Source organism: Sinomonas atrocyanea, assembly GCF_030812675.1.
GTDB lineage: Bacteria > Actinomycetota > Actinomycetes > Actinomycetales > Micrococcaceae > Sinomonas > Sinomonas atrocyanea_B.
The window spans coordinates 178,604-190,645 of record NZ_JAUSTE010000008.1; the positions used below are offsets into that span (position 1 = coordinate 178,604).

Below are 12,042 nucleotides of genomic sequence, written 5' to 3' on the forward strand. Positions count from 1 at the left end.
CAGGGGGCGCCAGCGCGCCGGGCCGCCCTCCGGCGCGTGTCAGGCCAGCTTCGCCGGCCCTGTCGAGGCGCGCACCTGGAGATGGGTGGGCATGACGGCGAGCTTGCGCGGCGTGCCGCCATAAAGCGGATCGAGCTGGGCCAGCAGCATCGACACCGCGGTGCGGCCCGCCTGCTCGATGGGCGAGGAGATCGTGGTCAGCGGCGGGTTGCAGAAGTCCGCCCCGAAGATGTCGTCGCACCCCACGATGCTCACGTCCTCGGGAACGCGCACGCCGCGCTCGCGGAAGCGCTGGAGCATGCCGATCGCGATCAGGTCGTTGAACGCGATGAACGCGGTGGCGCCGGTGCCCAGGGCGGCGTCCGCGGCCGCGGCCCCGGAGAGCGTCTTGGGCGCGTAGGGGCCGATCCGCGTGACCTCGATGTTCCGGCGGGATGCGGCCTCCTGGATGGCCTGCCACCGGCGGTGCGTGGACCAGGAGCTGGTCGGGCCGCCCACGTAGGTGACCTTGGTGTGTCCGAGGGAGGCCAGGTGCTCGAGGGCCTGCACCATGGCGCCCGGGGTGTCGATGAGCACGGTGGGCGCGTCCGCCGTCGCCCGGTTGATGGTGACGAGCGGCTGCCTGCCGGCCACCTCGGCGAGCTGCGCATCGGTCAGGCGGGAGGCGGCGAGGATGATCCCGTCCGAGGTGCGGCGCAGCCTCCGGAGGGCGTCGAGCTCGACGTCGGTGGCTTCCTCGGTGTCGACGAGCAGCTGGGTGTAGCCGGCCGCCTTGAGCTGGTTCTGGGTGCCCCGGATGATGTCGAAGTAGAACGGGTTCGTGACGTCCGGCACGAGCACGGCGATGGCTCCCGTGCGGCCGGAGCTGAGCCCCCGCGCCTGGGTCGAGGGCACGTAGTTGAGCTCCGCGGCGATCTTCTCGATCCGCTCCCGGGTGCGGGCGTTGACCCGCTGGGGATTCGACAGGGCGCGCGAGACGGTCGACGTCGCCACGCCGGCCCGCTCGGCGATGTCACGGATTGTCGGCATGCGCTGGTCGGCGCCCTCGGAGGCTGCCGGGGGGGCGCTCGTGTCACTCATGGCTCCATTCCAGCAGCACTGGCAACTTTTGGCAATCGCTTGCCGGTGTGTTCTCCTCTTCCTAGGCTGAGGGTCATGGGAAGGGCCAGTGAGCTGGATCACAGTGCGTCCTGGCTCGCAACGTACTCAAGGAGGAGACATATGCGAATCCGCAGCACGGCCACGGTGGCATCGCTCGCTGTCATGGCGTCCCTCGCCCTCGCCGCGTGCGGCTCGGGGTCGAGTGGAGGCTCGTCGTCCGGCGGGGCGGTGAACGGGGCGGGCAAGACGCTCGACGTCCTCGTGAACGTCAACACGAACTACCCGGAGCAGCAGAAGCAGTGGTTCACGGACACCGCCAAGAAGTTCAAGGACCAGACCGGCGCAGACCTCAAGTTCGAGACGTTCACCTCGGCGAACGACGAACTCACCCGGATCCAGACCTCTGTGGTCTCCGGCCAGGGCCCGGATGTGTACTCGCTGGGCACGACCTTCACCCCCACCGCCTATGCCACGAACGCCTTCGTCACGCTCTCCGATGACGACTGGAAGAAGGTCGGCGGGAAGGACCGCTTCAACCAGGCCGCGCTCGGGATCTCCGGCCCGGACAAGGACCACCTCGCGGGCATCCCGTTCGTGAGCCGGCCGTTCATCATGGCGTACAACAAGGACCTCCTCAAGGCGGCAGGGATCGACAAGCCGGCCACCACCTGGGACGGACTGCTCGACCAGGCCAAGAAGCTCACCGATCCGGCCAAGGGCCAGTACGGCATGGCCGTGGCCTACAAGGACAACTTCGATCCCTGGAAGTACATCTGGGCCATGTCGGTGCAGGCCGGCAACCCCCTCGTGGACGGCAAGACCGCCAAGCTCGACGACCCGACGGTCCAGAAGGCCTACCAGACCTACTTCGGCTGGCTCACGAAGGACAAGGTGGTCAACCCTGCTGCCGTGGGCTGGAGCAACAGCCAGGCGCTCGCGGACTTCGCGTCCGGCAAGTCTGCCTACTTCCTCATGACGACCACGACCTCGCTGCCGACGCTCGAGAAGTCCGCGATCAAGGACAAGTTCGAGTACTCGCTCATGCCGACCGTGGCGCCCGGTGAGACATCGTCGAAGTCCGACCAGCCGGCGGCCTCGATCCTGTCCGGCGACAACCTCGTGGTCGCCGACTACTCGAAGAACAAGGACCTGGCCTTCGCGTACGTCAACCTCGTCACGAGCAAGGACGAGCAGCTCAATTACCAGAAGACCTTCGGCGACCTGCCGGCCAACGCGGACGCCCTCGCCTCGCTGGGCAGTGCCCCGCACATGGCGGCGAGCACCCAGTCCGCCAAGGAGTCCAAGGCCACCCCGTTCACCGGCGCGTGGGGCGACATCCAGCTCGCCCTGCTCAACGTGACGGTGCAGTCCCTGCCCGACCTTGCCTCGGGGAACGTCTCGGATGCCGCTCTGAGCCAGCGCATCAAGGACGCCCAGACCAAGTCCCAGCAGTCCCTCGACAGGGCCAAGTGAGAGAGCGGGACCTCCCGCGTGACTGACATGAGCACTGCAAGCACCCCGAAGCCGGAGACCCGGCCGGCCGTACCCGCGGCCGGCCGGGGCGCCCGGCGCCCCCACCCCGCCGATCCGGGCGCCGCCGTCCGCGAGGAGCGCACCCCGCGCCCTCCGCGCCGACGCGGCCTCTCCGAGCGGAACCGTCCCCTGTGGATGCTCCTGCCCGGAGGCATCCTGATGACCATCGTCATCCTGGTCCCCCTCGCCCTGGGCATCTTCATGTCCGCGCTCGACCTCGACCAGTACACGCTGCGCAAGTGGGTCTCCGCGCCGTTCATCGGTGCCGCCAACTACATCGAGGCCGTCACCCAGACCGAGCTGTTCCACGCCGTCTGGCTCAGCGTCTCCTACTCGTTCATCGCCACCGTCCTCGCGCTGCCGATCGGCATCGCGGCCGCCGTGGCGACGCAGAACGCCTTCAGGGGCCGCGCGGTCGTGCGCTCCGTCTTCCTCATTCCGTACGTGCTGCCCTCGTTCGTCGTGGCGACCGTGTGGCGCACGATGTTCCAGCCGCAGGGGGTGGTGGACCACTCCTTCGGCGCCTTCGGGATCGATCCGGGGCTGTGGCTCAACGGCCCCAACACGTACTGGGCCCTCATCTTCGTCCAGCTCTGGGCGTCCTGGCCGTTCGTCTACCTGCTCGCCCTCGCGGGCCTGCAGTCCGTGGACCACGAGGTGCACGAGGCCGCCGCCCTCGACGGGGCACTGTGGTGGACCAAGCTGCGGTACGTGGTCTTCCCCTACCTCAAGGGCCCGGTGTCGCTCGCCTTCATCATCGGGATGCTCAACCACATCAACAACTTCACCCTCCCGTTCGTCCTCTTCGGCATCCCCGCCCCCCACGATGTGGAGCTCCTGCCCGTCCTGACCTACGTGACGAGCTTCCAGAGCTTCCGCTTCGGTCTCAGCGCGGCCATGGCGGTCGTCTCGCTGATCCTCATCCTCATCCCGCTGTTCATCTACCTGCGCGCCGTCAAGCTCGACGACGCCGAAGCCCCGGGAGGCCGCAAGTGACCCTCTCACAGTCCGCCACCAGGGCCGTCACCCCCGGCGGCCTCGTCGACAGGCCGGGTTCACGCCAGCAGTCGGAGGTCACCCGCCTCCTGCCCGTGTGGGTGATCGCGCTCGTCATCGCGGCGATCGGCCTGTTCGTCCTGGCACCGCTGCTGTACATCTTCCTCGCGAGCATCAACTCGGACATCTCCGTGGCCCGCGGCGACTTCTGGCCGGCCGAGTTCACCCTCGAGAACTACTCGAAGATCTGGTCCAGCGTGGGCCTCGCGAACGCCCTGACCAACTCGATCATCGCCGCCGGAGCCACCGCGGTCATCTCCGCGGTCCTCGCCATCGGGACGGCCTACGTGCTCGTGCGGTACCAGTTCTTCGGCCGCCTCACCATCCTGCGCGCCCTGCTGGGCCTGCAGTCCGTGCCGGGCACCCTGCTCGTCCTGCCGGTGTTCGTGCTGTTCTCCTCGGCAGCCACCACCCTGGGCATCACGGTGATCGGCACCCGCTGGGGCCTCATCGTCACGTACCTCACGTTCGCGCTCCCGTTCTCCACCTGGGTCATGGTCACCTACCTGCGCGGGCTGCCGAAGGAACTCGAGGAGGCGGCGAGGATCGACGGTGCCAGCAACCTGGGCATCCTGACCAGGATCATCCTGCCGCTGAGCTGGCCCGGGATCATCGTCTCCGCCATCTTCGCCTTCCTGCTCGGCTGGAACGACGTGCTCTTCGCCTCGGTCATGACCCGGCCGGACACCCAGACCGCAGCCGTCGCGCTGCAGATCTTCGCCACCGGGACGGAGGGCGGGGCCATCCCGTTCTACGGCCAGATGATGGCGGCCTCGCTCGTCTGCGCGGCCCCGGTGGTGATCCTCTACCTGTTCTTCCAGAAGTACCTAGTGGGCGGCCTGACCGCCGGAGGAGTGAAGTGAGCATCCAGGGAAGCCAAGCAGCGGCACTGCGCTGGGACCTGTCCGGGTTCGGCGACGAGATCGACGACGACCCGCGCGTCCAGGCCGCGGTCATGCGGGCCCTCGGCGCGAGCCACATCGAGGTCCGCAGCGCGTGGGGCACCAACATCGTGGACCTGTCCGAGGAACAGCTGGCCCAACTCAAGGGCGTCCTCGACGAGGCAGGCCTGAATGTCTCCGCGATCGCCTCGCCGATCGGCAAGGTGGACGTGGAGCTGCCCGTCGAGCACGAGGTCGAGCGCCTGGGCCGGGCCCTCCGCGCCGCGGAAGTCCTCGGTGCCCCCTACATCCGCATCTTCTCCTTCTACTACGAGGGGAAGGCCCCCGAGCAGGTCCGCGAGGCGGTGATCGAGCGCATGGCCGCGCTCGCCCGGCGCGCGGAGGGCACGGGCGTCACGCTCGTGCACGAGAACGAGAAGGACATCTTCGGCGACATCCCGTCCCGCGTCGCGGACATCGTCACGAGCGTGGGCTCTCCGGCGCTCAAGCTCGCGTGGGATCCCGCGAACTTCGTCCAGGTCGGCGTCAAGCCGTTCACCGAGGGCTACGAGCTCCTGCGCCCGCACGTGGTCTACCTCCAGGTCAAGGACGCGCTCTTCGCGGACGGCAGCGTGGTCCCCGCTGGGGAGGGCGACGGCGAGGTGCTCCGCACGGTCGAGGCCCTGCGCGACAGCGGGTACACCGGCTTCGCCTCGCTCGAGCCGCACCTGGCCGAGGCGTTCTCGCTGGGCGGGTTCAGTGGGCCCTACGCCTTCGGGGTGGCCGCCCGGGCCTTCGCGAAGGTCCTCGAGGCCGCCGGCGTCGAAGCGGGCTGACAGCGCCGCGAGAGACCGACAGACCAGCGCACAGAGAAGAGAAGCACCCATGAGCCAGTCCATCGCCACCCATCCGGACCGCCTCCTGCCGGCAGACCCCGGAACCCGGGCGATTGCGCGCGAGCTGCTCGCCGAGGTCGAGCACCTGCCGCTCATCTCCCCGCACGGCCACGTGCCCGCGGAGATGCTTGCGGAGGACACCCCGTTCCCCGACCCCACGGCCCTCCTGGTCAGCCCGGACCACTACGTCACCCGGCTCATCCACGCCGGAGGGGTGGGCCTCGACCAGCTCCGCGTGGGCCCCGGGCCCCACGGCACGGACTCGCGCAGCGCGTGGCGGCACTTCGCCGCCGCGTGGCCGCTCTTCGACGGGACCGCCTCGGGCTACTGGATCCGCAGCGAGTTCGAGCACGTCTTCGGCCTCTCCGCCGAGACCGTGGACTCCTTCGGCGCCGAGACGGCGGACACCGTGTACGACGCGATCGCGGCGAAGCTCGCCGAGCCGTCCTTCCGGCCGCGCCAGCTCTTCAAGGACTTCGGCCTCGAGGTCCTCGCCACGACCGACGACCCGCTCGACGCCCTCGAGGCGCACCGGCTCCTGGCCAAGGACGAGTCGTTCACCGGGCGCGTCCTGCCGACCTTCCGCCCCGACCCCTACCTCAACGTGGCCCACCCCGAGTGGGCCGGGCGGGTGGACCGGCTCACGGCGGAGGCGGGCGACGGCGTCGACGGCTACGCGGGCTACCTCCGGGCGCTGGAGAACCGGCGCCGCTACTTCGTCGAGAACGGCGCGGTCTCCGCCGACCACGGCGTCCGCACGCCGCTCACGCTCAAGCTCGACGCCGCGGAGGCCGCGGCGCTGTTCGCCAAGGCCCGCCGCGGCGAGGCGACCGCGGCGGACCGCGACGCGTTCGAGGCGCACATGATGTACGAGATGGCCCGGATGAGCGTCGAGGACGGGCTCGTGATGACGGTCCACCCCGGCTCGTTCCGCAACCACCACACCGCGACGTTCGAGAAGTTCGGCGCGGACACCGGCCACGACATCCCCTTCGCGGTGCACTACACCGAGGGCATCCGCCCGCTCCTGGAGGACTTCGGCACCGCCAAGGACTTCCACCTCGTCCTGTTCACCCTCGACGAGACGGTCTTCAGCCGGGAGCTCGCCCCGCTGGCCGGCTTCTACCCCTCCGTGTACGTGGGCGCCCCCTGGTGGTTCCTCGACGCGCCGGACTCGATCCTGCGCTTCCGCTCGGCCGTCACCGAGACCACCGGCTTCACCCGGACCTCGGGGTTCATCGACGACACCCGCGCGTTCTGCTCGATTCCCGCCCGGCACAACATGAGCCGCCGCATGGACTCGGCCTTCCTCGCGAAGCTCGTCGCGGAGCACCGCATCACCGAGGGCCGGGCCCACGAGATCATCGTGGACCTGGTCGACGGGTCGCCGCGGCGCGTCTTCAAGCTCTAGCTCCCAGTCCCGAAAGGGGAATCCCCATGCATGCCACCGCCTCCACCGAGGTGCTTCCCCTCCTGGGCAGGTCCGGCGCCCCGGCGCCCCCGGTGCGGATCGTGCACCTCGGCCTCGGCGCCTTCCACCGTTCCCACCAGGCCTGGTTCACCGCCCACGCCTCCGACGCCGCCCAGTGGGGGATCGCCTCCTTCACCGGCCGCCGGCCCGACGCGGCCCGCGTCCTCGCGGCACAGGACGGGCTCTTCACCCTGATCGAGCGCGGCGGCGACGGCGACCGCTTCGAGGTGGTCGGCTCGATCGCCGAGGCGGTCGACGGCGCGGACACCGCCCGCCTCGACGCCCTGCTGGCCGCCCCGGCCACCGCCATCGTCACGCTCACCGTCACCGAGGCGGTCTACGAGAAGCACGACGCCGACTCACCCCTCGCGCGCCTGTGCCACGGACTCGAGGCGAGGCGCGAGGCGGGAGCCGGGCCGATCGCCGTCGTGAGCTGCGACAACGTGGCCGGCAACGCCGAGGTGGCCGAGAAGGCGCTGCTGTCCATCGCCGAGGGCCTCGACACCGGCCTGGCCTCGTGGGTGCGGGAGAACGTCAGCTTCGTGGGCACCTCGGTAGACCGCATCACCCCCCGCACGACGCCGGACGACGTCGCCCTCGTCGCGGCGCAGTGCGGGTACCGCGACGAGTCGCCGGTGGTGGCCGAGCCGTTCGCGAACTGGATCCTCGCCGGCGACTTCCCCGCGGGACGCCCGCGCTGGGAGGACGCGGGCGCCCAATTCGTGACGGACATCGAGCCGTTCGAGAACCGCAAGCTCTGGCTCCTCAACGGCGCCCACTCGATCCTCGCGTACGGCGGGCAGCTGCGCGGCCACACGACCGTAGCCGAGGCCGTGGCCGATCCGGCGTGCCGCGAGGCGGTGGAGGCCTTCTGGGACGAGGCGGCCCGGCACCTGACCCTGCGCGAGCTCGCCGTCCCGGACTACCGGAACGCGCTGATCGGCCGGTTCTCCAATCCGAGGATCGCCCACCACCTCGCCCAGATCGCCGCCGACGGCACCACCAAGCTGCGCATGCGCGCCGTGCCGGTGCTGGCGGCCGAGATCGCCGGCGGCCGCACGGGCGTCGCCGCGGCGCGGATGATCGCGGTGTGGATGGACTTCGTCTCCGCCGCGGCCCCCGGCGACTTCCAGGACCCCCTCAAAGACCGGGTCCTCGAGGCGGCCTCGCTCGAGGGCAGGGAGCGCACCCAGGCGCTCGCGGAGCTCGTGGCCCCGGCGCTGGCCGGCGATCCGGTCGTCGTGGACCGCATCCACTCCCTGCGCGGCACGCTCGCCCGGGAGTGATCCTCCCGGCAATTTGCGGCAAACGTTTGCCATCATGGACCCGTCCTCAGTATGCTGAACGCGAGCCCCCGGCCCCAGTGAAAGGAAGCGACGATGAAGATCGTCTCCGCTGAAGTCTTCGTGACGAGCCCGACGCGCAACTTCGTGACCCTGAAGATCACCACGGACGAGGGGGTCACCGGGATCGGCGACGCCACCCTCAATGGCCGCGAGCTCGCCGTGGCCGCGTACCTGAAGGAGCACGTGGCCCAGCTCCTCATCGGCCGGGACCCCCACATGATCGAGGACACGTGGCAGTTCCTCTACCGCTCCTCCTACTGGCGGCGCGGGCCGGTGACCATGGCCGCGATCGCCGCTGTGGACATGGCCCTGTGGGACATCAAGGGCAAGATCGCGGGCCTGCCCGTGTACCAGCTCCTCGGCGGTGCTTCCCGCCGGGGGCTGCGCGCCTACGGGCACGCCTCCGGCACAGACCTTCCCTCGCTGTTCGACTCGATCCGCGAGCACCTCGAGCTCGGCTACAAGTCCATCCGCGTCCAGACCGCCATCCCGGGCATCAAGGCCGTCTACGGGGTGGCCGCCCAGGCGCAGGCCTCGGGGGAGCGGTACGACTACGAGCCCGCGGGCCGCGGCGCGTACCCGCAGGAGGAGGACTGGGACACCCGGGCCTACCTGCGCCACCTCCCCACCGTGTTCGAGGCGGTGCGCAACGAGTTCGGCCCCGAAATCCCGCTCCTGCACGACGGGCACCACCGCATGACCCCCATCCAGGCAGCCAAGCTCGGCAAGGCGCTCGAGCCCTACGACCTGTTCTGGCTCGAGGACTGCACCCCCGCCGAGAACCAGGAGGGCCTGCGGCTGGTCCGCCAGCACACCACCACCCCCCTGGCCATCGGCGAGATCTTCAACACCGTCTGGGACTTCCAGCTGCTCATCCGCGAGCAGCTCATCGACTACGTCCGCGCCGCCTCGACCCACTTCGGCGGCATCTCGCCGCTGAAGAAGGTCATGGACTACGCGGCCCAGTACCAGATCAAGTCCGGCTTCCACGGCCCCACGGACATCTCGCCGGTCGGCTTCGCCGCCCAGCTGCACGTGGGCCTCGCGATCCACAACTACGGGATCCAGGAGTACATGCAGCACTCCGAGAAGACCAACACCGTCTTCGAGCAGTCCATGACCTTCAAGGACGGCTACCTCCACCCCGGGGACAAGCCCGGCCTCGGCGTCGACTTCAATGAGGAGGCCGCGAACTCCTTCCCGTACCAGCAGGCCTACCTGCCGTACAACCGCCTCATCGACGGCACGGTGCACGACTGGTGACCGACGCAGCGGACGGCGGGGCGTTCCACGTCGTCGCCATGGGGGTCTCCGGATGCGGCAAGAGCACGGTGGGCCGGCTCCTCGCCCAAGAGCTGGGCGGGGAGTTCCTCGACGGCGACGACCTGCATCCGGAGGCCAACGTCGCCAAGATGGCGGCGGGCATCCCGCTCGACGACGCGGACCGGGAGCCCTGGCTGCGCCTGATCGGGGAGAAGATGGCCGGCGCCTCGGGGACCATGGTGATCGGCTGCAGCGCGCTCAAGCGCGCGTACCGGGACATGATCCGCGACGCCGCCCCGGACACGGCGTTCGTGCACCTGCACGGCACGCGGGAGCTCCTCGCCGCGCGCATGGCGGCGCGCCCCGGCCACTTCATGCCCGTCTCGCTCCTGGACTCGCAGCTGGCCACGCTCGAGCCGCTGCAGGAGGACGAGCGCGGCCGGGTGTTCGACATCGCAGAGCAGCCCGTGCAGATCGCGCGCGAGGCCGCGGAGTGGCTCCGCTCCTGAGCCGACGGGCCCCCTGGGCCGAAAAGGTGCTTGGCAATTCTTGGCAAACGGTTGCCGCAACTTTCCATCCGTTCTTACGCTGGAACCGGACCTGATTCCTCCAGCCCAAGGACGTGCAGCACCATGCTCAAGCCGCAAGACGGACCTACCCGCGAACTCGTGAGCCTCGACGGGCTCTATGCCTTCCGGGTCGACGCCGCGAACGAGGGGCTCCGCGGGCGGTGGCAGGACGCGCCGCTGGAGACGCCCCTCGAGATGGCCGTCCCTGCCAGCTACAACGATGTCTTCGCCGATGCGTCCGTGCGCAGCCACGTTGGCTGGGTCTGGTAGCGAGGTCCGCGTCCCGCGCGGCTGGGCCGGCGAGCGGATCGTCCTCCGCTTCGCCTCCGTCACCCACGGCGCGAAGGCCTTCGTCGACAGCACCCTCGTGGCCGAGCACCAGGGCGGCTACACGCCGTTCGAGGCGGACATCACCGACCACGTCACGGCCGGCAGCACGTTCCGCCTCACGGTCGCCGTGAACAACGAGCTCATCCAGGCCACGATCCCGCCCGGCAGTGTCGCCGAGGACGCCTCGGGGCGGCGCACGCAGACGTACATGCACGACTTCTACAACTACGCCGGCATCCACCGCAGCATCGCCCTCTACACGACCCCCGCTGTGCACGTCGAGGACGCCACGGTGGTCGCGGGCTTCGACGGCGACGGCACCACCGGCACGGTCGACTACGCCGTCCTCGTTGCGGGGGAGGGCGCCGACATCCACCCCGTGCGCGTCCGCGTCCTGGACGACAGCGGAACCGAGGTGGGCACCGCCGAGGGGATCTCCGGCACCGTGGCGATCCCCGACGTCGTCCGCTGGCAGCCCGGGAAGGGCTACCTCTACCGCCTCGTCGTCGAGGTCCTCGCGCACGACGCCGATCCCGGCACGGGTGCCGAGGCCGGCGGTCCCGCCGTGGTCGACTCCTACACCCAGACGTTCGGCGTCCGGACGGTCGAGGTCCGCGGCACCGACTTCCTCATCAACGGCGAGCCGTTCTACTTCACCGGCTTCGGCATGCACGAGGACCACGGGACGATCGGCAAGGGCCACTCCGGCGCCCACATGGTCAACGACTTCTCCCTCCTGGAGTGGATCGGGGCGAACTCCTTCCGGACCTCGCACTACCCGTACTCCGAAGAGGTCATGGACTACGCCGACCGGCACGGGATCGTGGTCATCGACGAGACCCCCGCCGTGGGGCTCAACGCCGACTTCGCCGGGTTCTTCGGCACCGGCGCGAAGAAGACCTACGGACCCGACTTCGTCAACGGGGAGACCGCTGCGGCGCACCGCCAGGTCGTCGAGGAGCTCATCGCGCGGGACAAGAACCACCCGTCCGTGGTGATCTGGTCCATCGCGAACGAGCCGCAGTCCTCCGAGGAGGGTGCGCGCGGGTACTTCGAGCCCCTCGCCGCGCTCGCCCGCGAGCTGGACCCCACCCGTCCCGTGGGCTTCGTCAACGTCATGTTCGATGGGCCGGACAAGGACACCATCACGGACCTGTTCGACGTCATCATGCTCAACCGCTACTACGGCTGGTACGTCAACACCGGCGACCTCGTGGCCGCCGAGGCCGCGCTCGAGGCCGAGCTGCGCGCGTGGGACGCCAAGCTCGGCAAGCCCATCATCATGACCGAGTACGGTGCGGACACCCTCGCAGGCTTCCACTCCCTGTACGACCAGCCCTGGAGCGAGGAGTACCAGGCGGACCTGCTGGACATGTTCCACCGCGTGTTCGACCGGGTCGACGCGATGGCCGGCGAGCACGTGTGGAACTTCGCCGACTTCGCCACGTCCAACGGGATCATGCGCGTGGACGGCAACAAGAAGGGCGCCTTCACCCGGGACCGGCGCCCCAAGGCCGCCGCCTTCGCCCTGCGCCGGCGCTGGACCCAGAACAAGACCACGTCCCAGGCCTGAGCGCCGCGCCCCAGGCCGCACCA

At 69.8% G+C, this 12,042-nt stretch carries 11 protein-coding genes; 10 read left to right on the forward strand and 1 reads right to left on the reverse strand.

What is annotated here, in order from left to right:
* Window positions 1–39: 39 nt before the first annotated feature.
* Entirely contained in the window at window positions 40–1,080 is a 1,041-nt protein-coding gene (locus tag J2W20_RS12775; protein ID WP_307007017.1) for a LacI family DNA-binding transcriptional regulator, read from the reverse strand.
* Between the two features lie 141 nt (window positions 1,081–1,221).
* On the opposite strand from J2W20_RS12775, the gene J2W20_RS12780 reads away from it, so the two are divergent.
* From J2W20_RS12780 to uidA, 10 genes are all read left to right on the forward strand, one after another.
* Entirely contained in the window at window positions 1,222–2,574 is a 1,353-nt protein-coding gene (locus J2W20_RS12780; protein WP_307007018.1) for an ABC transporter substrate-binding protein, read from the forward strand.
* 27 nt (window positions 2,575–2,601) lie between these two features.
* Complete coding sequence (locus J2W20_RS12785; protein ID WP_307007019.1) at window positions 2,602–3,630, forward strand: carbohydrate ABC transporter permease; 1,029 nt, start codon at window positions 2,602–2,604, stop codon at window positions 3,628–3,630.
* The gene (locus J2W20_RS12790; RefSeq protein ID WP_307007020.1) at window positions 3,627–4,553 is read left to right on the forward strand and encodes a carbohydrate ABC transporter permease; all 927 of its coding nucleotides are present in this window, start codon (window positions 3,627–3,629) and stop codon (window positions 4,551–4,553) included. Before J2W20_RS12785 ends, J2W20_RS12790 begins: the two co-directional genes overlap by 4 nt.
* Window positions 4,550–5,407 carry a sugar phosphate isomerase/epimerase family protein gene (locus J2W20_RS12795; RefSeq protein ID WP_307007022.1) on the forward strand — a complete coding sequence of 286 codons (858 nt, stop codon included), beginning with the start codon at window positions 4,550–4,552 and terminating at the stop codon, window positions 5,405–5,407. The genes J2W20_RS12790 and J2W20_RS12795 overlap by 4 nt, the downstream gene beginning before the upstream one ends.
* Before the next feature lie 49 nt (window positions 5,408–5,456).
* The gene (gene uxaC / locus J2W20_RS12800; protein WP_307007023.1) at window positions 5,457–6,878 is read left to right on the forward strand and encodes a glucuronate isomerase; all 1,422 of its coding nucleotides are present in this window, start codon (window positions 5,457–5,459) and stop codon (window positions 6,876–6,878) included.
* Window positions 6,879–6,904: 26 nt separating this feature from the next.
* Window positions 6,905–8,224, forward strand: a complete 1,320-nt coding sequence (locus J2W20_RS12805) for a mannitol dehydrogenase family protein (protein ID WP_307007024.1) — start codon at window positions 6,905–6,907, stop codon at window positions 8,222–8,224.
* A 93-nt stretch (window positions 8,225–8,317) separates the two neighbouring features.
* The gene (gene manD / locus J2W20_RS12810) at window positions 8,318–9,547 is read left to right on the forward strand and encodes a D-mannonate dehydratase ManD (protein WP_307007025.1); all 1,230 of its coding nucleotides are present in this window, start codon (window positions 8,318–8,320) and stop codon (window positions 9,545–9,547) included.
* Window positions 9,544–10,056, forward strand: a complete 513-nt coding sequence (locus J2W20_RS12815) for a gluconokinase (RefSeq protein ID WP_307007026.1) — start codon at window positions 9,544–9,546, stop codon at window positions 10,054–10,056. Before manD ends, J2W20_RS12815 begins: the two co-directional genes overlap by 4 nt.
* Before the next feature lie 123 nt (window positions 10,057–10,179).
* Entirely contained in the window at window positions 10,180–10,386 is a 207-nt protein-coding gene (locus tag J2W20_RS12820) for a hypothetical protein (protein ID WP_307007028.1), read from the forward strand.
* Window positions 10,370–12,019: a beta-glucuronidase gene (uidA, locus tag J2W20_RS12825; RefSeq protein WP_307007029.1), complete on the forward strand. Its 1,650-nt coding sequence runs from the start codon at window positions 10,370–10,372 to the stop codon at window positions 12,017–12,019. The genes J2W20_RS12820 and uidA overlap by 17 nt, the downstream gene beginning before the upstream one ends.
* The last annotated feature ends 23 nt before the right edge of the window (window positions 12,020–12,042 follow it).